The following is a 22,405-nucleotide window of genomic DNA, read 5'->3' as shown; positions in this document are numbered from 1 at the left end:
GTATTCTTCTTATTCGGCGTGCGCCCGCGCCTTCGCCGGCCGAATCCGGAAGGCGCGCCCTTCCTTCATCCACGCCGCGCGCTCGTCGCGCAACAGGGTGCGGCGAACTTTTCCGGAATCATCGCGCGGCGGGGCGCTGACGATCTCGAAACTCTCGGGGTGCTTGTAGCGGCTCAGCCTGTCTTTCAAGAAGTCCGCCATGCCGTCGGCGATGGCCTGGCCGTCCGCGCCAGGTTCGGGCTCGACGATGGCATGCACGCGCTGGCCCAATTCCGGATCGGGCAATCCCACCACCACGCAGGACCGCACACCGGGGCATTCGGAGACCGCGGCCTCGACCTCGGCCGGATAGATGTTGGCGCCGCCGCGCAGCACCATGTCGGCGAGACGGTCGCCGAGATAGAGATAGCCTTCGGCGTCCAGCCGGCCGATGTCGCCGAGCGACTCCCAGCCGTCCGCGCGGCGCTTCGGCTCGGCGCCGAGATAATGATAGGTGGCATCCCTGCCGTCATTGTTGAGGAAATAGATCTCGCCGGTCTCGCCGGGCGCGACGTCGTTGCCGTCCTTGCCGACGATGCGCAAGCGCGCCATCTCCCCGATCTTGCCGACCGAGCCCTTGTGGGTCAGCCATTCCGTGCCTGATATGATGCAGGAGCCCTGGCGCTCGGTGCCGCCATAGAGCTCCCAGACGCGCTCAGGGCCGAGCCAGGCGATCCAGTTCTCCTTCAGCCAGGGCGGCATCGGAGCCGCCATGTGGAAGACGGTCTGAAGGCTCGACATGTCGTAAGAGTTCCGCACGTTCTCCGGCAGCGCCCAGATTCGGTGCATCATGGTCGGCACGAAATTGACCCATTGCACGCGCTCGCGTGCGATCTGCCGCAACGTCTCCTCGGCGTCGAACTTGACGAGGCCGGTAAGCTGGCCGCCGGTGAACAGCGCGTAGTGCGACACGATGAACGGCGCATTGTGGTAGAGCGGACCGGGATTGAGCAGCGAAACCCCGAATGGAATGTTGAGCGGCGGCGCGGCGACGGTGTCGGTCACGGCCGGCTGATGATCGAGGATCACTTTCGGCCGGCCGGTCGAGCCGCCGCTGGTCATGGCTTTCCAGTAGCGAGCCACCGGCGGATCGAGCGGCTCGTCCGAAAAACCTTCCGGCACGAAATCCGCCGGCAGGCGGTTCGGCGCGTTCCAGTCGGCCTCGCCGCCGACCACCAGCGCGGGCTTCAGGATGTCGAGCACCGCGGCGGCTTCGCCGCGCGGCAGCCGCCACGACAGTGACGTCGGCGTCGCTCCGCACTTCCAGACCGCAAACGAGGTCTCGAAGAACGCGTTGCCATTAGGCAAACCGATTGCGACAAAGTCGCCGGGCTTGACGCCCTTGGCCATGAACGCCCGTGCGCGCCGATTGGCGCCGCGTTCGAGCTCGTCCCATGTCAGCGTATCCTGCCCGTGACGGACGGCGATCGTGCCTTGCGGTTTGCGTTGAGCGTACCAGCGAGGCACGTCGGACAGGGGCAGCAGCATCAGGTGTTTCCACTTCGTCTTCTTGGCGTCGTCTCAGGATGAGGCGTCGCGAGACGAAGTGTAACAGCCGGAGCCAACGCTTCAAGGGATCTGCCTTCAAGGGATCTGGCTTCAAGGCATCTGCCTTCAAGAGATCTGCCTTCAAGACGTCCGCATCAGCGCTCCGCCCCGCAGCCCGGAATATCGAACAGCGCTGCGAGGCCGCATTTCGAGGTCAGCATCTTGTCGCCGTCGTGGCCGACCCCGGCGACGTCCCAGACCCGGTGATTGGGCGTGCCGCGGTCGCGCTTGGCCATCGCATCCGCATAAGCGTGGCCGCGGGCGTAGCGCGTGGGACCTTGCGCCTCGGCCATGCAGCTCTTGTCCAGCGCAGAATGCTTCGGATTGGTGTCGAGCGTGCCGAGCAGATAGATCACCTCGCGCTCGACATAGCGCTGCTCCAGCGCTACCGGCGTTGCGTTCGCAAGATAGGGCGGACGCCCGTCCATGCCGTATTTCCAATTGTTGTAGCCCGGGCAGGATGCGGCGATCGCCGGCACGGGCCGCGTGTTGCTGAAATAAGCGTAGGAGGAGGGATTGGCGACAACGTAGCGGACATCGATATGCTGGCGCGACAGCGCCGCCTCGCCTTTGCCGGCGATGGCATAGCGTTGCGCGACCTGGCCACCGCCGGAATGGCCGGCGACGACGACCTGCTTCAGATTCGGGAAGATGCGCCGGTCCGAGAGTTTTACGAGGATCGCATCGAGCGCATCGAAGGACGACACCGGATTCGGCGCCAGCGCGGCGTCGCCGCCCTCCCATCCCTCCAGCGACCAGCGCAACGTATCCGCGGGCAGCCTGTGCGCGTCGATATCGATCTCCGCCAGAAACTGCGGGACGATCATGAGCGCGCTCTTGCCGTCGTCGCCCGCGGCAACCTGCGCAGTATGGGCCGACATGTAATATTCGTCGGCATTGCGCAGGCGTCCGTGCAGCACGATGATGGCGCGCGAGATCGCCGGCAGCGGCAGCGACCAGTCGCTGGAGAGATAGAGCGGCAGCATTCCCTGGCCGCCGACCGAAAGCCGCGCGTCGGCGATCGCCCTCACCGGCTTGCGGTTGGGCGCTTCTTCGTCCGCCGCGAACGCATAGCTGGAAATGAACGCCAATGTGATTGCGGCGAGGCGGGCCAACGCTCTCATGACGGATATTCCCCTTCGAATTCAAACCAATAAAGTCTAAGCCGATCATGTGCCGCGCGGCTGTGACTCCCGCGCCACGTCAAGCAAAAAATGTCAGCATTGCAGCCATGAAATTCCCGAGTTCCACGGGTGACAAGCCGGCGATAAAGGGGCAAAAATCGGACCCGACTCAGTTCGGGTTGAGTTTTGCAAGGAATGCTCTCGTAGAATGTCGGACGTAGTTGCATCGCGTCGTGCGGCGCTAGTCGTTGCCGCAGCAGGATTTCTTCTGCTGACGCCGTTGCATGCCCACGCCCAATGGTGGAAGCGCGCGCCGGTCGATTTCGAGGAATGCGCCGACGCCGCCGAGAAGGCCGCGAACAAGACCGAGAAGACGGCTGCGCTTGCCGATTGCAACGCCAAGTTCGCGGGCCGCCGCAAGCCAGGCGGCGGCTATTCCTATTACGATTTCCTCCAGGACCGCACCTTCGACATCGCAGGTCCCAATCCGACGCCGGAGGAGCAGAAGAGGATCGACGAATCCTACACCTCCTACCTCGCCAATCAGCGCCGCAGCAATGAAGCCGCCCAAGCCGCCGCGCGTCAGCAGCGCGAGCAGCAGGAACAAGCGCGGCAACAGCAGGTCGCACTGCGAACCGAGGTCGAGCGCGTGTCCGTCCCGGTCGCGCGCGTGCCTGTCCCGGTCGAGCGGCCGAAGGTGCAGCAGTCCGTCAGCCCGCGACCGAAGGGCGCGCCCTGCACCAAGGGCTCGTTCTCCTGCGAATGGCCGCGGCTATCGGAAAGCTTGAGCGATCTGAAGAAGCTGTTCACCCCCGCGCCAAGCAAGCCGGCGAAGAAGGGGTAAGCTCATCGCGCGGCAAACTCCGCTGTCGTCCCGGACAAGCGGAGCGCTGATCCGGGACGACAGCGAGCGTGTGGCGTCAGTTCGGCTGCTTCTTCTTGCCGCGCTTCGGTTTGACCACCGGCGCACGCGTGGGCTCTGTTGTCGTTGGCGAATTGCCCAACTGCGACCTGCTCTCTTGCAACCGCCTGTCATAGCCGGGCGAGCTCACGACCGTTGGCGGCCTTGCGTAGGCCAGCGTCGACGTGCCGCAGAGCGCGGCCAGCGCGAGCCCAATCATCAAACAACGCCTCATCGTTGCTCCTCCCGCCGCCCGGCTCGCACTCAGGCCGCTCCGCGGATCTGCTGCGGCGTCAGCCGCGGCGGACCATTGCCTGCCGTCTCGGCCTGCTTGATCAGCGCAACAATACGGCGCATCAGCGGCACGTCGACGTTGTTCTGCTCGGCGAGCGCGATGACTGCGCCCTGGAGATAGTCGATCTCGGTCTTGCGGCCCTGCTTCAGGTCCTGCCACATCGAGGAGCGCGCCTCGGGATCGATCTTCATCGTGCGCCCCAGGATCGCATTGAAGATCACATCAGGCAGCCTCAGCAGGGTCGGCGTCCACCTCAGCGGGATCGGCGTCGCCGAGACCGGCGTGATGCCGGCGGCCTTCATCGCAGTCACGCCTTCGGCCATCTGGTCGGCGAACAGTCTTCGCCAGTCGCGGTTCGCCAGTTGCGCGGCGAGCGGCATGTCGGACAGCGCACTGAGCGCATTGTTCAAATTGATGATCAGCTTGCCCCATTGCACGCCGGTGATGTCGCGGCTTGCGCGCATGGCGAGGCCGGGCACCGACAGCGCTACGGCCGTATTCGCCTCATCCGCGCCGACATGGATGTCGCCGGACGTCGAGCGGTGGAAGCGTCCCTCGCCCATCGCGATCACGTTGAACGGCACCATGCCGGCGAGCACGTGCCGGCCGCCGAGCCGCTCGCGCAGAACCGCGACATTGCCGACGCCGTTCTGCAGGGAGACGATGACGGCGTCCTGCGGCGCGTGCCGGGCAATCTGGTCCGCGACATCGGCGGTGTCGGCGCTCTTCACCGTGACCAGCACGATGCCGGCGTTGTGAAAGATCGCGGGATCCTCCGACAGCGCCAGCTGGCCCGCGCCGAGCTTCTGCTCGGAGCCGTCGAAATCGGTCAGCCGCAGGCCGAACCGCTCGATCTCGGTTTTGACCCGCGGCCGCACCAGCAGCGCGACGCGGCGCCCTCCGGCCGCCAGCTGGCCTCCGACGAAACAGCCGATGGCGCCCGCGCCGGCCACCACGATCGGTCGATCCGCAACCACCTGACCTTGCTCCCTTGAATGACCTGCCCTCGATAGCAGAGGCAACGCCGGCTGCCCATTGGTTGCGGTGCATTCGCCTTGTAACCGTCATGAGAGCCTCATATGTTTTTGCCCCGGGGGCTGTCACCGGCGAGAACTCGCCGACGAGAACGCCAAAGGAGAGCACCATGGGTCTACTCGACGTCCTCAACGGCATGCAGAACGGCCCCCGCGGCCCGAGCACGCCCAGCTCTGAGCAATCCTCCGGCGGCATGTCGCCAATGACCATGGCGCTGCTCGGCCTGATCGCCTGGAAGGCCTTCAAGCATCTGACGGCTGGCCAGCCCGACGCGGCGCCGGCGCCGCAGCAGCGCTCGCCGCTGCCGCCTCCGACGCCTGTCAATACGGGCAGCAGCGCTGTTCCCGGCGGCCCCGGTGGTAGCGGCGGCCTCAGCGATCTGCTCAAGGGTGGCCTCGGCGGCCTGCTCGCGGGCGGCGCGGCCGGCAGCGTGCTCAGCGGCGGCCTCGGCGATCTCCTCAACCAGCTCCAGCAGGGTGGCCACGGCGAGACCGCGAGCACCTGGGTCGGCAAGGGCGAGAACAAGGCGATCGCGCCCGGCGATCTCGCCAGCGCCCTCGGCGCCGACCAGATCCAAAGCCTGTCCGCCCAGAGCGGCCTGTCGCGCGACGAGCTGCTCTCCGGCCTCAGCCAGTATCTGCCACAGGTGATCGACCACCTGACGCCGGACGGACGGCTGCCGACCGAGAACGAGCTCTCGGGCAGACTTTAATCGAACTTTGATCTACGCATTCTCGGGAAGGGGAGCACTGACATGAGCATGGGCGGCCTGTTGTGGATCATCGTCGTCGGCTTCATCGCCGGCCTCATCGCGCGCTGGCTGGCGCCGGGACCGAACAACCCGAGCGGCTTTATCCTCACCACCATCCTCGGCATCGCCGGTGCGTTTCTTGCGACCTTCATCGGACAGGCGATCGGGCACTACAGCCCAGACCAGGGCGCCGGCTTCATCATGGCCACGATCGGCGCGGTGGTGGTGCTGTTCATCTGGCACCGGCTGGTCGCGAGCGGCGTGATAAAAGGGTAGTGGTGCCGGACGTCGGGCACGACGCCGCCCTCGCACTCCATCATCGCGAGGAGCCCTTGCGACGAAGCAATCCAGACTGTCCGCGCGGACGCTCTCTGGATTGCTTCGCTTCGCTCGCAATGACGAATTAAGTTATCAGATGCATCCCCGCATCCATCCGCACGACCTCGCCGGTCATGTTGCTCGACGCCGGCGTTGCCAGGAAGCAGACGAGCTGCGCGATGTCATTGGCGGATGAAGCGACCTTCAGCGGGACCTTCGCCACCACGCTGTCGCGCACCTGCTTGGCGCCGGCCTCGCCGCGGCCCTTGGTGAACCAGGGCGTGTCGATATAGCCGGGGCACACCGTGTTGACGCGGATCAGCGGCGCCAGTGCACGGGACAGCGACAACGTCATCGTGTTGAGCGCGCCCTTGCTCGCAGCATAGGCGATCGACGAGCCGACGCCGCTGATGCCGGCAACCGAGGACACGTTGACCACGGCGGACGGCCGTTCCGAAGCCTTCGCGCCGGCCTCGAGCAGGCTGCGTGCTGCGCGCACCATCTGGAACGGGCCGATCGTGTTGACGCCGTACAAGCGCTGGAAATCTTCAGCCGACAATCCATCGAGATCGGCATGCGCAACATGCTTGGTGATGCCGGCATTGTTGACGAGCACGTCGAGCCGGCCCCAGCCGCTGGCTGCCGCAACGATCTTGCGGCAATCGTCATCTTTTGAAACGTCGCCCTGCGCGACCAGCACTTCCGCCGCCCCCGCCTTGCGGCAGAGTTCGGCCGTGGCCTCGGCTTCCTTCTGGCTCGAGGAATAGTTGATGACGAGCCGCGCCCCGCTCCGCGCGAGAATTTCCGCAGTCGCTGCACCAAGTCCGGATGCGGACCCCGTCACGATTGCGCACAAGCCATCTTTTGCCATCCGGATTTCCTTCCCCTTGATTGAATACAAGCCTTAAGCAGCTGGCCCTGTTTAGCGAGTTTGCCGCGCCCTGCAAATCGACCAAACTCCGCTAAGCGGAATTAGTCCATAGCAGCTCTTGCGCCCATGCCGGAGCCGCAGATGGGCCTGCGGTCAACGCTTGTCAGGGCCATGGCTTTTTCGGATCATCGGGCGCAAGAAGAGACCGCGCGCCGCGCCGACCGGACGGAACGCGCCAATGGCAAAACACGGGGAACGCTGTGGCGGAGAGTGACAATATCGTCGTCGAGACCGCGGAGAAAATCTTCGCCGATCTCGCCGATCCGCAGACCATCAACAACGACAAGAAGGGTTCGTGGCAGGCGCCGCTGTGGCAGGCGCTGAGCGAAGCCGGCTTGCCATTGTCCTGGGTGCCTGACGATCTCGGCGGCTCCGGCGCCAGCCTTGCCGACGGTTTTGCGCTGCTGAACGCCGCCGGCCGCTTCGCAGTCGCGGTTCCTCTGGCCGAGACCATGCTGGCGGGCTGGCTGCTTGCGCAGGCGAAAATCGCCTCACCGGAAGGTGAGATGACGGTGCTGCCGGCCTCGCCGAAGGATCGCATTACCCTCGATGCCGACGGCGCGCTCTCCGGCCGCGCCCGCGGCGTGCCCTTTGCCAAGGCGGCGAAGCACTTTGCGGTGCTGGCGCACGGCAAGGATGGTATCTCGATTGCCTTGGTCGAAGCGAGCAAGGGCCGGATCGAATCCGGACTCAACGTCGGCTACGACCACAGCGATACCGTGACGCTCGACAAGGTCCAGCCCGTCACCGTCAAGCCCGCGAAGGGCTTTGACCAGACCACGCTCATGCTGATGGGCGGCGTCGCGCGCAGCCTTCAGATCGCGGGCGCGCTGGAAGCGATGCTCGACATCTCCGTGCGCTATTCCAACGAGCGCGTCGCGTTCGAGAAGAAGATCTCGAAGTTTCAGGCCGTGCAGCACAACCTCGCCCGTCTCGCCGGCGAATCCGCCGCGGCGCTTGCGGCCGCGACGTCGGCGGCCGACGCCATCGCGAACGCAAAGTCATTCGACGACGAGGTCTATCTCGAGGCTGCCTCGGCAAAGATCCGCTGCGCGGAAGCCGCGGAAAAAGGCGGCGCCATCGCGCATCAGGTGCACGGCGCCATCGGCTTCACCAGCGAGCACATCCTGCACCGCTTTTCGCTGCGGGCTCTGGCCTGGCGCGATGATTTCGGTTCGGAGAGCCATTGGGCCGTCGAGCTCGGCAAGCTGGTGGCAAACCGCGGCGCCGACGAATTGTGGCCGCTCGTGGCTTCGCGCTGATCAGAGGACGAGACAACAATGACCGCTGCCCTCCGTTTCGATCCGATCCGCCTGCCCGAGAAGTGCGAGCAATTGCGCAAGGAAGTGCGCGCCTTCCTCGCCGAGGAAATCGCGGCCGGCACCTTCGATCCGCACAAGCCCAACCGCGAAGACACCGACGCGCCGGAATTCTCCCGCCGGGTCGGCGCCAAGGGCTGGCTCGGCATGACCTGGCCGAAAAAATATGGCGGCCAGGAGCGCTCCTTCCTCGAGCGCTACGTGGTGACCGAGGAAATGCGCGTCGCCAACGCGCCGACGCGGCGTTTCTTCGTCGCCGACCGCCAGAGCGGGCCGGTGCTGATCAAATACGCGCCCGAGCATATCAAGATGGATATCCTGCCGCGCATCTGCCGCGGCGAGATCTGCTTTGCCATCGGCATGAGCGAGCCGAACTCCGGCTCCGACCTGTTCGCGGCCAAGACGCGCGCGACCAAGACCGACGGCGGCTACCTCATCAACGGCACAAAGATCTGGACCTCGTCGGCGCACATCGCCGACTACATGATCGCGATCTTCCGGACCTCGCAGCCGACCAAGGAAAACCGCCGTCACGGCCTGACGCAGTTTCTGGTCAAGATGAAGCAGCCGGGCATCCAGGTGAACCCGATCGGCCAGATCACCGGCCAGTACGAGTTCAACGAGGTCGTCTTCACCGATTTCTTCGTGCCCGATGATCACGTGCTCGGCGAAGTCGACGGCGCCTGGAAGCAGGCGACGAGCGAGCTCGCCTATGAGCGTTCGGGCCCTGAGCGTTTCCTCGAGACCTATTATGTGTTGACCGAGCTGGTGCGCGCGGTCGGCCCCAACCCGGATACCCGCAGCGCCGAAGGCATCGGCCGTCTCGTGGCGCAGCTCCACACCATGCGGCGCATGTCGGTCTCGGTTGCGGGCATGCTGCAGGCCGGCAAGGAGCCGGTGGTGGAAGCCTCCATCGTCAAGGACATCGGCACGGTCTGGGAGCAGCAGCTTCCGCACCGCGTGCGCGATCTCGCCGCCTTCGTCGAGGAGACCGCGACCAACCGCGAGACGCTGGAGCGGCAACTCGACTTCGCCATCAAGACCGCACCGAAACTCACCATCCAGGGCGGCACCACCGAGGTGCTGCGCGGCATCATCGCGCGCGGACTTGGCCTGCGCTAGTCGCGCGGACTTGGTTTGCGCTAATTCAATCGAGGATCGTCATGAGCACCTATAAAGATATCGGCGTCGAAAAAGTTGGCCACGTCGGCACCATCGAGATCCGCCGCCCGCCGCTGAACTTCTTCGATATCTCGCTGATCAACCAGATCGCGGATGCACTCGACGAGTTCGATCGCGACATCGAGATCCGCGCATCCGTGCTGTCGGCACAAGGCAAGGCATTCTGTGCCGGCGCCAATTTCGGCGATCCGGCGCGCCAGGCGCAGGAAGCGCGCGAGGCCGAGAAGAAGGGCGACCCGGCCGACAACCTCGGCCCGATCAACCATCTCTACATCCAGGCCGTGCGTATCTTCCGCGCCAAGAAGCCGATCGTCGCGGCCGTGCAGGGCGCAGCCATCGGCGGCGGGCTCGGTCTCGCAGTGTCGGCCGACTTCCGCGTCACCTGCCCGGAAGCGCGCTTCTCCGCCAATTTCACGAAGCTCGGTTTCCATCCCGGCTTCGGCCTGACCGTGACGCTGCCCGAGCTGATCGGCAAGAACAACGCTGAGCTGATGTTCTACACCAGCCGCCGCGTCACCGGCGAGGAGGCAGTGAAGTGGGGCCTCGCCAACGAGCTGGTGCCGCAGGACCAGGTGAAGGCCGGCGCGATGAAGCTCGCCGCCGAGATCGCCGAATGCTCGCCGCTCGGCCTCCTCTCCACCCGCGCCACGATGCGCGCCAACCTCGCCGACCGCGTGATGGCCGCGACCAACCACGAGCTCGCCGAGCAGACGCGGCTGCGTGCGACGGAAGACTTCAAGGAGGGCGTCAAGGCGACGGAAGAGCGCCGCGCGGCGAATTTTAAGGGAAGGTGATTGCGGCGACGTCTCGCCGTATCACACCAGCGTCACCATAATCTCCCTGTCGTCCCTGCGAAAGCAGGGACCCATAACCACAGGAAGGGGTTTGGCGGAGACGCGGAGTTATCATCCCGCATCATAACCACTCCCTGTGGTTATGGGTCCCGGATCTGCGCTTCGCTTGTCCGGGACGACAGCGGTGTGTGAGGCAACCGCTCAAGCCGCAAGCCGGAACGTCACCCCGCCGAGCAAAAACTCGTTCCCCGCAATCGCGAGCCCCTTCGCCTTCGCGGCATGCAGCACGCTTGCGGCATCCGCCACCTGAAACTCCAGCGCGCTCATGATCTCGCTGGCGCCCTTCACGAAATGGAAGGTGGCATTGGGCAGTTTCAATTCGGCGCCGCCACTCGGTACGACCCCGATGATCTTCCCCCAATGTTCCGCGAGCCCCTGAGGATCCGGGCTCTGCATCTCCACGCCCGTCAGCGCCTGCGTCACATCCTTGCGGATGAACTTTTGCCAGTCCGGCCCTGCGGGCGGGTACGGCCCCAGAATATCGTCGCTGCCTTTGGTATGGTTGAATTCGATGAAGGCGGCGCGGCAGTCGCGGGGGTGGAGCTGCACGCCGTGATAGGGCGCGTGGTCGATCACGTTGGCGGTGCGCACGCCCATCGCATTGGCGTTGCGGCCGCGTTCGTCCGGATCGTTGCAGCAGAAGATCGCCATATAGCCGCCGCGGCCGCCGGTCTTCTCGATGAAGCGGCCGGCGGTGGTGCCGCCCTTGAACGGCGCGACCACCTCCAGCAGGATCGTGTCGACCGGGAGCAGCGCGTTCTCCAGGCCGTATTTGGCGACATTGCCATCGCGGTAGCAGACGTCGAGGCCCATGATCCCGGCGATGTCGGAGACCACAGGCACGAGCTGCGGCGCGACGAGGCAGATCTGCCGGAGCCGCATATAGGGCGCCATCGTCATGCGCCCTTGAAGGTCGGCTTGCGCTTCTCGACAAAGGCCTTCGCGGCTTCCTTGTGATCCTCGGTGTCGCTGCAACGGGTGTGATGGATCGCCTCGCCGTCGAAGCAATCTTCCAGCGCCAGATGCTCGGCGTTGTTGATGTTGCGCTTGATGAAGCCGAGCGCGATCGATGGCCCCTGCGCCAGCGACAGCGCGAGCTCGTGTGCGGCGGCATCGATCTCGGCGTCGGGAACGACTTTCGTCACCATGCCGATCGCATACGCCTCCTTCGCCGAGAGCACCGGCGACATCAGATAAAGCTCGCGCGCCCGCGCGCTGCCGAGCAGCTGCGTCAGGAAATAGGTGCCGCCATAATCGCCTGAGAAGCCGACCTTGGCGAAGGCGGTCGTGATCTTGCAGGATTCGCTCGCGATGCGCAGGTCGCAGGACAGTGCCATCGAAAGGCCGGCGCCGGCTGCCGCGCCGTCGAGCTGCGCCACCACGGGCTTTGGCATCTGGTGCAGGATGCGCGACACTTCCATGCCGCGGCGCAGGTTCGCCATTTTCACTTCGAACGGCAGCGGCGCACGGCCTGCCGCCATCGACTTGACGTCCCCGCCGACGCAGAACGAGCCGCCTGCGCCTTTGAACAGCACCGCGCGCACCTCGGGATCGTCGGCCGCGCGCCGCGCGGCCTCGACCAGCCCCGCGACCATGTCGGGGTTGAGCGCGTTCTTCCGCTCCGGGCGATTCATCGTGATGGTGAGCAGCCCGCCTTCGAGCTTTTGCAGGACCATGTCGTTCATGGGACGTCTCCCTTGTTGTTGTTTTGCTCGGGCCTCAGCCACACCCGTCATTGCGAGGAGCGAAGCGACGAAGCAATCCAGACCGTCTCTGCGGAAACATCTCTGGATTGCTTCGCTTCGCTCGCAATGACGATCTCTATTTCTTCACCAGGGGGCAGCGCGACTGCTCCAGCGACTGGAACGCCTCGTTGCCGGACACGGTGGCGAGCAGCTTGTAGTCGTCCCAGCGGCCCTTGGACTCCGACGGCTTCTTGACCTCGAACAGGTACATGTCGTGGATCATGCGGCCGTCCTCGCGGATCTTGCCGTTCTTGGCGAAGAAGTCGTTGATCGGTGTCTCTTTCATCACCTTGATGACCGCGGCCGAGTCGGTCGTGCCCGCCGCCTTCACAGCCTTCAGGTAATGCGTGACCGACGAATAGACGCCGGCCTGCGCCGAGGTCGGTACGCGCTTGGTGCGCTCCATGAATCGCTTCGAGAACGCGCGCGTGTCGTCGTTGAGGTCCCAGTAGAAGGCTTCGGCGAGCAGCAGGCCCTGCGCGGTCTCCAGCCCGATCGAATCGATGTCGGAGACGAAGGCGAGCAGCGGCGAGACCTTCTGGCCGCCCTTGGTGATGCCGAACTCGGCCGCCTGCTTGATGGCGTTGACGGTATCGCCGCCGGCGTTGGCAAGGCCAATCACCTTGGCCTTGGACGCTTGCGCCTGGAGCAGGAACGACGAAAAATCCGAGGTGTTGAGCGGATGGCGCACGGCTCCGAGCACCTTGCCGCCGGTCTTGGTGACGACGGCGCTGGTGTCCTTCTCCAGGTCCTGGCCGAAGGCGTAGTCGGCGGTGAGGAAGAACCAGCTGTCGAGGCCGGACTTCACGGCGGCAAGACCGGTCACGTTGGCCTGGCCGTAAGTGTCGAACACGTAGTGGATGGTGTAGGGACCGCAGGCCTCGTTGGTGAGACGGATCGAGCCCGGGCCGTTGAACATGATGATCTTGTTGCGCGCTTTCGCGATCTCGCCGGCGGCGAGTGCAGTGGCCGAGGCCGCGACGTCGTAGATCATCTCGACGCCCTGGTTGTCGAGCATGTCGCGGGCGATGTTGGCGGACAGGTCAGCCTTGTTGAGATGGTCGGCCGCCAGCACCTGGATCTTGCGTCCCAGCACCTCGCCGCCAAAATCTTCGACGGCCATCTTGGCCGCGGTCTCGCTGCCGGGGCCGGTGATGTCGGCATAGAGGCTCGACATGTCGAGGATGCCGCCGATCTTCAGCGGCGGCTTGTCCTGGGCCTGCGCGGCGGCGCTCGCACTCAGCGCAAACGCTGCGGCAAAAATGCCCGACAAAATATGCTTCATAGAAAAAGACCTCCCTTATCGCGCCGTACTCTGATGGCGGCTTGGTTATTGCTCTTGGTTGAAGCTGTTGCCGCAATCATGCCGCATGCGCAAGTGCGCAGCAAGCGCGAGGGCGTTGCGGGCGCATGATTGCCGCACATGTTTTCCGCAAAGCGGAATGGCATGTTGCGGCGAAATGTTTCCACCGTCATTGCTGTGCAAGTTCATTAATTCGCTGATCGAGTGTGAGGCAATGGCGACGCGTCACGCGAACTGCCGTAGGGTGGGCAAAGGCGCGCTCTTCGCGCCGTGCCCACGAGCCCGCGCGACAAATCAAAGACGTGGGCACGCTTCGCTTTGCCCACCCTACGATAGCCTTCGCGGTTCGCCACGTTTGCGTTAGAACTAGAGCACAACGCAACCTTTCCGGGCACCGTGACGCGACTGCTTCATCTCATCCTCGCACTTCCTCTCGTCGCCGGTCACACCGCGTTCGCCGCACCGTGCCAGTTCGAGTCCCAAGGCGACGGCCGCGTCGCCGCAATCGTCGATGCGCGTGGCGTGCGTCTCGACGACGGCCGCGAGGTGCGCCTCGCCGGGATCGAGCCAACCGCAACGACGAAGCAGGCGCTGACGTCGCTGCTCACCGGACGCGACGTCACGCTGCGCGGCACCGACGACACGCCCGACCGCTACGGCCGTCAGGGCGCACTCATCTTCGTCGGCGAAAGCGAGGCCCCCATCCAGGCGACGCTGCTCGCCCAGGGCGACGCCCTCGTCTCCGCCGAGATCGCGGACAAGGACTGCGCGGCGGCCCTGATGGCGGCGGAGACCGAGGCACGGCGCCAAAAAAAGGGCAACTGGGCTGACCCGTCGGCCATAAAAAACGCGGAAAGTCCGGACGATATTTTGGCGGGGATCGGGCGCTTTATGGTGGTCGAGGGCAAAGTCCTGTCGGTCCGGCAAGCTGGGGCAATGACCTACCTCAACTTCGGACGAAACTGGACACGCGGCTTTGCCGTCACTATTTCAAAGCGTACGCAACCCGCGCTCGAAAACGCCGGGATCACTCTTAAGTCCCTGGAAAATAGACGGATTCGCGTCCGGGGCTGGGTCGAGGGGAATTCAGGGCCGCGCATCGATGTGCGCCTTGCGGGGCAGGTCGAGTTGCTGGGTGCAAACGAGCCGACAGGGGTAAGGCCCTAAAAGGGCCAGGCACGGGTTAAGCGACGTGGATGGGGTGCTAGAACGGCACGTATCGAGTGAACGCCGCCGCCTGCGGGCTGCGCCGGCGGCGCTGTGCCTCGTGCTGGGCGCAGCCCTTGCCGGTTGCGGCGACATGAACCGGTTCCAGACCGCGGCGGCCCCGCCGACCGTGGCGATGCCCAAGCCGAAACCGGCCGTCGCGCAGACCCCCGCCACCGAAAAGGAGCACGAGCGCATCCTGGCGAGCTATGGCGGCACCTATGACGACCCCAGGCTCGAATCGCTGGTCAGCAAGACCGTCGACCGGCTCGTCGCGGCGTCCGACCGCCCCGACCAGGGCTATAAGGTCACCATCCTCAATTCCGGCGCGGTGAACGCGTTCGCGCTGCCGAACGGCCAGCTCTATGTCACCCGCGGCCTGCTCGCGCTCGCCAGCGACACTTCGGAATTGTCCTCCGTGCTCAGCCACGAGATGGCGCATGTGCTGTCCAAGCACGCCGCGATGCGCGAGGACCAGGCGCGCCAGGCTGCGATCGTCACCCGCGTCGTCACCGACATGAGCAACGATCCCGATCTCACCGCGCTTGCACTGGCCAAGACCAAGCTCACCATGGCGAGCTTTTCGCGCAACCAGGAGTTCGAGGCCGACGGCATCGGCGTCGGCCTTTCCGCCAAGGCACATTTCGATCCCTATGGCGCCGCGCGCTTCCTGTCGGCGATGGAGCGCAATGCCGAGCTCAAGGTCGGCAAGACCTCGCTCGATCCGCGCGCGCAGGATTTCACCTCGTCGCATCCGGCCACCCCCGAGCGCGTGCAGAATGCGCAGACCATCGCACGGCAATATGCGGCGCCCGAGGGCGCCGAGCGCGACCGCGAGACCTATCTCGCCGCGATCGACAACCTCGTCTATGGCGAAGATCCCAGCGAAGGTTTTGTCCGCGGCCGGCGTTTCCTGCACCCGAAACTCGGCTTCACCTTCCAGGCGCCGGACAATTTCACGCTCGACAACACCGCGCAGGCGGTGATCGGCGTGCGCGACGGCGGCTCTCAGGCGATGCGCTTCGACGTCGTGCGGGTGCCGGCCGAGCAGTCACTCGGCGATTACCTGAATTCCGGCTGGATGGAGGGCGTCGAGAAGGCCTCCACCGAAGACATCACCATCAACGGTTTTCCGGCTGCGTCCGCCACCGCCAAGGGCGATCAGTGGCAGTTCAAGGTCTATGCGTTGCGCTTCGGCAGCGACGTCTATCGCTTCATCTTCGCGACACGGCAGAAATCGACCGAGAGCGAGCGCAACGCGCGCGAGACCGTCAATTCATTCCGCCGCCTGACGCTCGACGAAATCCAGGCCGCGCGCCCCCTGCGCATCAAGGTCATCACCGTGCAGCCCGGCGACACCGTGGAATCGCTCTCCCACCGCATGGCCGGCGTCGATCATCCCGCCGAACGCTTCCGCGTGCTCAACGGGCTCGATCGCAACGCGCAGGTGAAGGTGCGGGATCGCGTGAAGGTCGTGGCGGATTGACGCGCGCTAAGCGCGCGTCAATCCCGCGGCGCGCTTAGCGCGAACCCGGGATCTCGGGCCACAAAGACAGTGCCGTAGGGTGGGCAAAGGCGCGTAGCGCCGTGCCCACGATCCGTAATGATAGCGACAGATGGTGGGCACGCTTCGCTTTGCCCACCCTACGAGACCTGCTCTGCCGACCTACCGCGCCTTTTCCTTCAGAAACGCGATGATGTCAGCACGATCCCGCGCGTCCGGGACGTCGAAGAACATCTTGGTTTCCGGCACCATGGCCTGCGGTCCGGCCAGCCATTTGTCGAGATTGTCCTCGGTCCAGACGATCCCTGAGTTCTTCAGATCGGCCGAATAGTCATAGCCGGGCACGCTGCCCGCCTTGCGACCGACCACGCCCTTGTGCATCGGGCCGACAGCGTTCTCATTGATGGAGTGACAATCTGCGCAGCCCTTGTAGAGCGTTTGGCCGCGCGCGACGTTGCCGGTGGCGTGGGCAAGCCCGGTCGAGAAAACGACCGCGACGATGGTGAGGACCAGGCTTACGGTGAGGAGGCTTGCAAAACTTTGCGGGTGGACGGGATTGGACCGGACGTTCATGGGATCTCCTGCTTGCGTCGCCGCAAACAGGATCGTCCAGCCCGAGTTTTATTCCCGTCCGCTGGACGCGGCTTAACCGCCCGCGTCCATGTCGCCCGCCTCGCGCTGGCCGCTGAGCCAGAGTGCGAGCAGCGTCCAGAACGCGCCTGACAGCAGATACGCACCCGACGCGATGACGCCGAGATTGGTGGCGAGCAGAAGCGCCACCAACGGCGCGAAGCCCGCCCCGAACAGCCAGGCCATATCCGAGGTCAGCGCGGAAGCCGTGTAGCGGTACGCCTGCCGGAAGTTCGAGGCGATCGCGCCCGAGGACTGGCCGAAGGAGAGACCCAGCAGGATGAAACCGATCACCATGTAGATGGTCTCACCGAACGCGCCGGCATCGAGCAGCTGCGGAGCAAAACCGCTGTAGATGGCGATCGCGATTGCCGATCCCATCAGCAGCGATTTGCGGCCGACGCGGTCGGCGATGATGCCGGAGGCCACGATGGCCGCGACGCCGAACACGGCGGCGACGATCTCGATGATCAGGAAGCGCACCGGGCTTTCGCGGGTGAACAGGAACACCCAGGACAGCGGAAACACCGTGACCATGTGGAACAGCGCGAAGCTTGCGAGCGGCGCGAATGCACCGAGCATGATGTTCTGGCCTTCGCGCGCGACGGTCTCGGAGATACGCGCGGGCTGCAATTCGCGGGTCTCGAACAACGAAGCATATTCTTCCGTCGTCACCATGCGCAGGCGCGCGAACAGCGCCACGACGTTGATGGCGAAGGCGACGAAGAACGGATAGCGCCAGCCCCAGTCGAAGAAGTCGTCGGCCGAGAGGTTACCGGCGAAATAGGCGAACAGCGCGCTCGCCACGATCAGGCCGAGCGGGGCGCCGAGCTGCGGCACCATCGCGTACCAGCCGCGCTTGGAGGGCGGCGCGTTCAGCGCCAGCAGCGAAGCCATGCCGTCCCAGGCGCCGCCCCAGGCCAGACCCTGCGCGATACGCGCCAGCGCCAGCAGCCAGATCGCGGCGCTGCCGATGTCGTGATAGCCGGGCAGGAACGCGAGCGCGACTGTGGCGGTGCCGAGCAGAAACAGCGCCGAGACCAGCTTGGCGGTTTTGCCGTACTCGCGATCGACCGTCATGAAAATGACGGTTCCGATCGGCCGGGCCACGAAGGCCAGCGCGAAGATCATGAAGGAATAGAGGGTGCCGGTCAGCTCGCTGGTGAACGGGAACACCAGGCGCGGAAACACGATCACCGAGGCGATCGCGTAGACGAAGAAGTCGAAGAATTCCGAGGTGCGGCCGATGATGACGCCGATGGCGATCTCGCCGGGACTGGCCTGGTCGTGGCCGTGCTCGCCCGAGTGGAGGTCTGCCATTGCGGGGGTCTGTGCCGTCGCCATTCGTGCGCCCTTAACGTCCTGAAAACCAAAGCCGACCGCCCGGCGGGGCGCCAGGCAATCTGCCCTTGTCTGACCCAACATTCCGCACTGCAACATTGGACAAATTGTCCAATGTCCGGATTGCTGCGCCGCAGCTACCCCTTGGGCCCGCAAAGGAAACTCATTCTCATAAGGCTCGGCCCGTGTCCCGTCTCAAGATCCTGGCGCTGCTACCCCTGGCAGCTGCGCTCAGCGGCTGCAACTACGTCGTGCTGTCGCCGGCCGGCGACATCGCCGCCCAACAGCGCGACCTCGTCATCATCTCCACCGTCCTGATGCTCCTGATCGTCGTCCCCGTGATGGCGCTGACGGTGCTGTTCGCCTGGCGCTACCGCCAGTCCAACACCTCGGCCCGCTACGAGCCGGATTGGGACCACTCGACCAAGCTCGAGCTGGTGATCTGGTCGGCGCCGCTGCTGATCATCATCTGCCTGGGCGCGCTGACCTGGATGGGCACGCATCTGCTCGACCCCTATCGCAACATCGGCCGCATCCATGCGGAACGCGCCGTGGACCAGTCCAAGGCTCCGCTCGTCGTCGATGTCGTCGCGCTCGACTGGAAGTGGCTCTTTATCTACCCCGATTACGGCATCGCCACCGTCAACGAGCTCGCCGCGCCGGTCGACCGCCCGATCAACTTCCACATCACCGCCTCCTCGGTGATGAACTCGTTCTACATCCCCGCACTCGCCGGTCAGATCTACGCGATGCCGGGCATGGAGACGTCGCTCCACGCCGTGATCAACCACGCCGGTACATACAAGGGTTTTTCGGCGAACTACAGCGGCGCCGGCTTCTCTGGCATGCACTTCAACTTCCAGGGCCTCGACGACAAGGGCTTTGACGCCTGGATCGCGCAGGCCAAATCGGCCGGCGGCTCGCTCGGCCGCGCCGAATATCTCCAGCTCGAAAAGCCGAGCGAGAACGAGCCGGTGCGCCGCTGGGGCACCGTCGATTCCGACCTCTACCGCCTGATCCTCAACATGTGCGTCGAGACCGGCAAGATGTGCCAGAGCGAGATGATGGCGATCGACGCCAAGGGCGGTCTCGGCCATGAGGGCCTGAACAACACCCTGCCGCTGGCCTACGACAAGTACGCACGCCGCGGCACCGCGCTCGGACCCGAGCCGACCTTCGTCGCCGGCACCTGCACGCCGGATGCGCCCCAGGGCAGGACCACCGCCTCCATCACGGCACCCGCCGACACCGCGCCGCTGCTCGGTGCCGGCCTGAAGCGGCCGATCTTCACGCCGCTGAAGTCCTCGTCCTTCTTCCTCGGACAACGTCCCAAGTCAGACTCCTGAAGTCAGACTCCTAAAGAGAGCTCGCATGTCTCCTGATCTTCTCAAGCTCATCTTCGGCCGTCTCGGCCTCGATTCGCTGCCGCTGCACGAGCCGATCCTGGTCGGCACCTTCGTGATGGTCGCGCTCGGCGGCGGCGCACTGTTCGCCGGCATCACCTATTTCCGCCTCTGGGGCTATCTGTGGCGCGAGTGGTTCACCACCGTGGACCACAAGCGCATCGGCATCATGTACATGATCCTCGGCATCGTGATGCTGCTGCGCGGCTTCGCAGACGCGCTGATGATGCGCGCACAACAAGCACTCGCGTTCGGCGGCTCCGAAGGCTTCCTCCCCGCCCATCACTATGACCAGGTCTTCACTGCCCATGGCGTGATCATGATCTTCTTCGTGGCGATGCCGCTGGTCACCGGCCTAATGAACTACGTGGTGCCGCTGCAGATCGGCGCGCGCGACGTGTCGTTCCCGTTCCTGAACAATTTCAGCTTCTGGATGACGGTCGGCGGCGCAGTGCTGGTGATGGCTTCGCTGTTCATCGGCGAATTCGCCCGCACCGGCTGGCTGGCCTATCCGCCGCTGTCGAACATCGGCTACAGTCCTGACGTCGGCGTCGACTATTATATCTGGGCGCTGCAGGTCGCGGGCGTCGGCACGACCTTATCCGGCATCAACCTGATCTGCACCATCGTCAAGCTGCGCTGTCCCGGCATGACCATGATGAAGATGCCGGTGTTCACCTGGACCGCGCTCTGCACCAACATCCTGATCGTCGCCTCCTTCCCCGTCCTGACCGTCGTGCTCGCGCTGCTCTCGCTTGACCGCTACGTCGGCACCAACTTCTTCACGAACGATTTCGGCGGCAGCCCGATGATGTACGTGAACCTGATCTGGATCTGGGGTCATCCCGAGGTCTACATTCTGGTTCTCCCCGCCTTCGGCATCTTCTCGGAAGTGACCTCGACCTTCTCCGGCAAGCGGCTGTTCGGCTACACCTCGATGGTTTACGCCACGGTGGTCATCACCATCCTGTCGTACCTGGTCTGGCTGCACCACTTCTTCACGATGGGCTCGGGCGCCAGCGTCAACTCGTTCTTCGGCATCACCACGATGATCATCTCGATCCCGACGGGCGCGAAGATGTTCAACTGGTTGTTCACGATGTATCGCGGCCGCATCCGCTTCGAGCTGCCGATGCTGTGGACGATCGCCTTCATGCTGACCTTCGTGCTCGGCGGCATGACCGGCGTGCTGCTCGCAGTGCCACCGGCCGACTTCGTCCTGCACAACAGCCTGTTCCTGATCGCGCACTTTCACAACGTGATCATCGGCGGCGTGGTGTTCGGCGCGTTCGCCGGCATCAACTACTGGTTCCCGAAGGCGTTCGGCTTCAAGCTCGATCCGTTCTGGGGCAAGCTGTCGTTCTGGTTCTGGGTCACCGGCTTCTACATGGCCTTCATGCCGCTCTATGTGCTCGGCCTGATGGGCGTGACCCGCCGCCTGCGCGTGTTCGACGATCCGTCCTTGCAGATCTGGTTCGTCATCGCCGCGATCGGCGCCGGCCTCGTCTTCCTCGGCATCCTCTCGATGCTGATGCAGTTCGCGGTCTCCTTCCTCAAGCGCGAGCAGCTCAAGGACGTCACCGGCGATCCCTGGGATGCACGCACGCTGGAATGGGCGACCTCCTCGCCCCCGCCGGACTACAACTTCGCCTTCACCCCCGTCGTTCACGACAATGACGCGTGGTGGGACATGAAGAAGCGCGGCTACCAGCGTCCGCTCACCGGGTTCAAGCCGATCCACATGCCCTCCAGCACCGGCACCGGTGTCATCCTCGCCGGCCTCGCCACCGCGATGGGATTCGGCCTGATCTGGTACATCTGGTGGCTGGCGGCCGTGAGCTTCATCGCGATGCTCGCCGTCGGGATCGGTCACACCTTCAACTATCACCGCGACTTCGACATTCCGGCTGACGACGTCATCCGGACCGAGGACGCGCGTACCAAACTGCTCGCCGGAGCCAAGTAAATGACTGTCGCTGTCAATCCCGCCCAGACCGGCGAGCCGATGTTCTACCTCGCCGACGAACACCCGCATCCGGAAGGCTACAGCACCCCGCTCGGCTTCTGGATCTACCTGATGAGCGACTGCCTCATCTTTGCGATGCTGTTCGCCACCTTCGGCGTGCTCGGCGCCAACTACGCCGCCGGCCCCGCCCCGAAGGACCTGTTCGAGCTGCCGCTGGTCGCGGTGAACACCTCGATGCTGCTGCTGTCGTCGATCACATATGGCTTTGCCATGCTGACGATGCAGCAGAACAAGATCGCCCAGACCCAGATGTGGCTGGCGATCACCGGCCTGTTCGGCCTCGCCTTCATCGGCATCGAGCTCTCCGAGTTCGCCCACATGATCCATGAAGGGGCGACCCCGCAGCGCAGCGCCTTCCTGTCCTCCTTCTTCACGCTGGTCGGCACCCACGGCCTGCACGTCTCCTGCGGCCTGATCTGGCTGGTGACCCTGATGGTGCAGGTCTGGAAGTTCGGCCTGATCGAAGCCAACCGCCGCCGCCTGATGTGCCTGTCGATGTTCTGGCACTTCCTGGACGTGGTCTGGATCGGCGTCTTCACCTTCGTCTATCTCCTGGGAGTTCTGCGATGAACACCGATACCCACGCCGCCCACGCGGACGGCCATCACCACGGCGACGACCACGCCCACGGCACGTTCTCGACCTATATGCTCGGCTTCGTGCTCTCGGTCGTGCTCACCGCGATCCCGTTCTGGCTGGTGATGAGCGGCGCGCTGCCGAGCAAGCAGATCACCGCGCTGGTCATCATGGCCTTCGCGGTCGTGCAGATCGTCGTGCACATGATCTACTTCCTGCACATGAGCACCAAGTCCGAGAACGGCTGGAGCATGATGGCGCTGATCTTCACCATCGTCATGGTGGTGATCGCGCTGTCCGGCTCGCTGTGGGTGATGAACCATCTCAACAGCAACATGATGCCGATGCACCAGATGACGGGAATGAAGTGAGCG

Annotated in this window: 22 protein-coding genes; 12 read left to right on the top strand and 10 right to left on the bottom strand. The window is 64.7% G+C overall.

The window, feature by feature from the left end:
- Positions 1 to 9 precede the first annotated feature (9 nt).
- Both AB7245_RS03470 and AB7245_RS03465 read right to left on the bottom strand, forming a co-directional pair.
- Positions 10 to 1,527 (bottom strand): AMP-binding protein, encoded by a 1,518-nt coding sequence (locus AB7245_RS03470; protein WP_231143797.1) that lies wholly within the window; start codon positions 1,525 to 1,527, stop codon positions 10 to 12.
- Between the two features lie 155 nt (positions 1,528 to 1,682).
- Positions 1,683 to 2,711, bottom strand: coding sequence for an alpha/beta hydrolase (locus tag AB7245_RS03465; protein ID WP_063980661.1), 1,029 nt, complete (start codon positions 2,709 to 2,711; stop codon positions 1,683 to 1,685).
- Between the two features lie 208 nt (positions 2,712 to 2,919).
- On the opposite strand from AB7245_RS03465, the gene AB7245_RS03460 reads away from it, so the two are divergent.
- Positions 2,920 to 3,555: a hypothetical protein gene (locus AB7245_RS03460; protein ID WP_063980660.1), complete on the top strand. Its 636-nt coding sequence runs from the start codon at positions 2,920 to 2,922 to the stop codon at positions 3,553 to 3,555.
- A 76-nt stretch (positions 3,556 to 3,631) separates the two neighbouring features.
- On the opposite strand, the gene AB7245_RS03455 is transcribed toward AB7245_RS03460, so the two are convergent.
- Positions 3,632 to 3,847 (bottom strand): hypothetical protein, encoded by a 216-nt coding sequence (locus AB7245_RS03455; RefSeq protein WP_063980659.1) that lies wholly within the window; start codon positions 3,845 to 3,847, stop codon positions 3,632 to 3,634.
- 29 nt (positions 3,848 to 3,876) lie between these two features.
- On the bottom strand, positions 3,877 to 4,884 hold the full coding sequence (locus AB7245_RS03450; protein ID WP_063980658.1) for a 2-dehydropantoate 2-reductase: 1,008 nt from the start codon (positions 4,882 to 4,884) through the stop codon (positions 3,877 to 3,879).
- Positions 4,885 to 5,051: 167 nt separating this feature from the next.
- On the opposite strand from AB7245_RS03450, the gene AB7245_RS03445 reads away from it, so the two are divergent.
- A complete protein-coding gene (locus AB7245_RS03445) occupies positions 5,052 to 5,654 on the top strand; it encodes a YidB family protein (protein WP_063980657.1) in 603 nt (200 codons plus the stop codon).
- A 42-nt stretch (positions 5,655 to 5,696) separates the two neighbouring features.
- Positions 5,697 to 5,969, top strand: a complete 273-nt coding sequence (locus AB7245_RS03440; RefSeq protein WP_080586664.1) for a GlsB/YeaQ/YmgE family stress response membrane protein — start codon at positions 5,697 to 5,699, stop codon at positions 5,967 to 5,969.
- A gap of 127 nt (positions 5,970 to 6,096) precedes the next feature.
- Here AB7245_RS03440 and AB7245_RS03435 read toward each other — a convergent pair whose 3' ends face one another.
- Positions 6,097 to 6,882 (bottom strand): SDR family NAD(P)-dependent oxidoreductase, encoded by a 786-nt coding sequence (locus tag AB7245_RS03435; RefSeq protein WP_063980656.1) that lies wholly within the window; start codon positions 6,880 to 6,882, stop codon positions 6,097 to 6,099.
- Between the two features lie 260 nt (positions 6,883 to 7,142).
- On the opposite strand from AB7245_RS03435, the gene AB7245_RS03430 reads away from it, so the two are divergent.
- From AB7245_RS03430 to AB7245_RS03420, 3 genes are read left to right on the top strand one after another with little or no spacing between them, the layout of a single operon-like run.
- Entirely contained in the window at positions 7,143 to 8,204 is a 1,062-nt protein-coding gene (locus AB7245_RS03430; RefSeq protein WP_063980655.1) for an acyl-CoA dehydrogenase family protein, read from the top strand.
- An 18-nt stretch (positions 8,205 to 8,222) separates the two neighbouring features.
- On the top strand, positions 8,223 to 9,383 hold the full coding sequence (locus AB7245_RS03425; protein WP_008133127.1) for an acyl-CoA dehydrogenase family protein: 1,161 nt from the start codon (positions 8,223 to 8,225) through the stop codon (positions 9,381 to 9,383).
- A 41-nt stretch (positions 9,384 to 9,424) separates the two neighbouring features.
- The gene (locus tag AB7245_RS03420; protein WP_063980654.1) at positions 9,425 to 10,237 is read left to right on the top strand and encodes an enoyl-CoA hydratase/isomerase family protein; all 813 of its coding nucleotides are present in this window, start codon (positions 9,425 to 9,427) and stop codon (positions 10,235 to 10,237) included.
- 201 nt (positions 10,238 to 10,438) lie between these two features.
- Here the strand turns inward: AB7245_RS03420 and AB7245_RS03415 are convergent, their stop codons facing one another.
- The 3 genes from AB7245_RS03415 to AB7245_RS03405 form a co-directional block, all read right to left on the bottom strand.
- Positions 10,439 to 11,191 (bottom strand): hypothetical protein, encoded by a 753-nt coding sequence (locus AB7245_RS03415; RefSeq protein ID WP_063986030.1) that lies wholly within the window; start codon positions 11,189 to 11,191, stop codon positions 10,439 to 10,441.
- A 2-nt stretch (positions 11,192 to 11,193) separates the two neighbouring features.
- Entirely contained in the window at positions 11,194 to 11,982 is a 789-nt protein-coding gene (locus AB7245_RS03410) for an enoyl-CoA hydratase (protein WP_063980653.1), read from the bottom strand.
- A gap of 136 nt (positions 11,983 to 12,118) precedes the next feature.
- A complete protein-coding gene (locus tag AB7245_RS03405) occupies positions 12,119 to 13,327 on the bottom strand; it encodes an ABC transporter substrate-binding protein (protein WP_063980652.1) in 1,209 nt (402 codons plus the stop codon).
- A gap of 414 nt (positions 13,328 to 13,741) precedes the next feature.
- Here AB7245_RS03405 and AB7245_RS03400 point away from each other — a divergent pair, with 414 nt between their 5' ends.
- Together AB7245_RS03400 and AB7245_RS03395 are read left to right on the top strand one after the other, a co-directional pair.
- Positions 13,742 to 14,512: a thermonuclease family protein gene (locus AB7245_RS03400; protein WP_084794943.1), complete on the top strand. Its 771-nt coding sequence runs from the start codon at positions 13,742 to 13,744 to the stop codon at positions 14,510 to 14,512.
- Between the two features lie 133 nt (positions 14,513 to 14,645).
- Positions 14,646 to 16,037 (top strand): M48 family metalloprotease, encoded by a 1,392-nt coding sequence (locus AB7245_RS03395; RefSeq protein WP_028159916.1) that lies wholly within the window; start codon positions 14,646 to 14,648, stop codon positions 16,035 to 16,037.
- Between the two features lie 180 nt (positions 16,038 to 16,217).
- Here AB7245_RS03395 and AB7245_RS03390 read toward each other — a convergent pair whose 3' ends face one another.
- Positions 16,218 to 16,628, bottom strand: coding sequence for a c-type cytochrome (locus AB7245_RS03390; protein WP_187387906.1), 411 nt, complete (start codon positions 16,626 to 16,628; stop codon positions 16,218 to 16,220).
- A 72-nt stretch (positions 16,629 to 16,700) separates the two neighbouring features.
- Positions 16,701 to 18,029, bottom strand: coding sequence for an MFS transporter (locus AB7245_RS03385; RefSeq protein WP_063980650.1), 1,329 nt, complete (start codon positions 18,027 to 18,029; stop codon positions 16,701 to 16,703).
- 182 nt (positions 18,030 to 18,211) lie between these two features.
- Between AB7245_RS03385 and cyoA the strand changes: the two genes are divergently transcribed.
- The 4 genes from cyoA to cyoD are packed head-to-tail and all read left to right on the top strand — an operon-like array spanning position 18,212 to position 22,402.
- The gene (gene cyoA, locus AB7245_RS03380) at positions 18,212 to 19,372 is read left to right on the top strand and encodes a ubiquinol oxidase subunit II (protein WP_063980649.1); all 1,161 of its coding nucleotides are present in this window, start codon (positions 18,212 to 18,214) and stop codon (positions 19,370 to 19,372) included.
- Between the two features lie 25 nt (positions 19,373 to 19,397).
- Positions 19,398 to 21,395, top strand: coding sequence for a cytochrome o ubiquinol oxidase subunit I (cyoB, locus tag AB7245_RS03375; RefSeq protein WP_063980648.1), 1,998 nt, complete (start codon positions 19,398 to 19,400; stop codon positions 21,393 to 21,395).
- The gene (gene cyoC / locus AB7245_RS03370; RefSeq protein WP_063980647.1) at positions 21,396 to 22,025 is read left to right on the top strand and encodes a cytochrome o ubiquinol oxidase subunit III; all 630 of its coding nucleotides are present in this window, start codon (positions 21,396 to 21,398) and stop codon (positions 22,023 to 22,025) included. It begins immediately after the preceding gene.
- A complete protein-coding gene (gene cyoD / locus AB7245_RS03365) occupies positions 22,022 to 22,402 on the top strand; it encodes a cytochrome o ubiquinol oxidase subunit IV (RefSeq protein WP_063980646.1) in 381 nt (126 codons plus the stop codon). Before cyoC ends, cyoD begins: the two co-directional genes overlap by 4 nt.
- Positions 22,403 to 22,405 lie beyond the last annotated feature (3 nt).

The organism is Bradyrhizobium sp. 604_D8_N2_3, from assembly GCF_051810765.1.
Classification (GTDB): Bacteria; Pseudomonadota; Alphaproteobacteria; order Rhizobiales; family Xanthobacteraceae; genus Bradyrhizobium; species Bradyrhizobium barranii.
This window is presented reverse-complemented; position numbering and strand designations above follow the sequence as displayed.

Coding starts and splice junctions, on each gene's coding strand:
- AB7245_RS03470 (WP_231143797.1), bottom strand. CDS start 1,527: ATGCTGCTGCCCCTGTCCGACGTGCCTCGCTGGTACGCTCAACGCAAA.
- AB7245_RS03465 (WP_063980661.1), bottom strand. CDS start 2,711: ATGAGAGCGTTGGCCCGCCTCGCCGCAATCACATTGGCGTTCATTTCC.
- AB7245_RS03460 (WP_063980660.1), top strand. CDS start 2,920: ATGTCGGACGTAGTTGCATCGCGTCGTGCGGCGCTAGTCGTTGCCGCA.
- AB7245_RS03455 (WP_063980659.1), bottom strand. CDS start 3,847: ATGAGGCGTTGTTTGATGATTGGGCTCGCGCTGGCCGCGCTCTGCGGC.
- AB7245_RS03445 (WP_063980657.1), top strand. CDS start 5,052: ATGGGTCTACTCGACGTCCTCAACGGCATGCAGAACGGCCCCCGCGGC.
- AB7245_RS03440 (WP_080586664.1), top strand. CDS start 5,697: ATGAGCATGGGCGGCCTGTTGTGGATCATCGTCGTCGGCTTCATCGCC.
- AB7245_RS03435 (WP_063980656.1), bottom strand. CDS start 6,882: ATGGCAAAAGATGGCTTGTGCGCAATCGTGACGGGGTCCGCATCCGGA.
- AB7245_RS03425 (WP_008133127.1), top strand. CDS start 8,223: ATGACCGCTGCCCTCCGTTTCGATCCGATCCGCCTGCCCGAGAAGTGC.
- AB7245_RS03420 (WP_063980654.1), top strand. CDS start 9,425: ATGAGCACCTATAAAGATATCGGCGTCGAAAAAGTTGGCCACGTCGGC.
- AB7245_RS03415 (WP_063986030.1), bottom strand. CDS start 11,191: ATGGCGCCCTATATGCGGCTCCGGCAGATCTGCCTCGTCGCGCCGCAG.
- AB7245_RS03410 (WP_063980653.1), bottom strand. CDS start 11,982: ATGAACGACATGGTCCTGCAAAAGCTCGAAGGCGGGCTGCTCACCATC.
- AB7245_RS03405 (WP_063980652.1), bottom strand. CDS start 13,327: ATGAAGCATATTTTGTCGGGCATTTTTGCCGCAGCGTTTGCGCTGAGT.
- AB7245_RS03395 (WP_028159916.1), top strand. CDS start 14,646: ATGAACCGGTTCCAGACCGCGGCGGCCCCGCCGACCGTGGCGATGCCC.
- AB7245_RS03390 (WP_187387906.1), bottom strand. CDS start 16,628: ATGAACGTCCGGTCCAATCCCGTCCACCCGCAAAGTTTTGCAAGCCTC.
- AB7245_RS03385 (WP_063980650.1), bottom strand. CDS start 18,029: ATGGCGACGGCACAGACCCCCGCAATGGCAGACCTCCACTCGGGCGAG.
- cyoB (WP_063980648.1), top strand. CDS start 19,398: ATGTCTCCTGATCTTCTCAAGCTCATCTTCGGCCGTCTCGGCCTCGAT.
- cyoC (WP_063980647.1), top strand. CDS start 21,396: ATGACTGTCGCTGTCAATCCCGCCCAGACCGGCGAGCCGATGTTCTAC.
- cyoD (WP_063980646.1), top strand. CDS start 22,022: ATGAACACCGATACCCACGCCGCCCACGCGGACGGCCATCACCACGGC.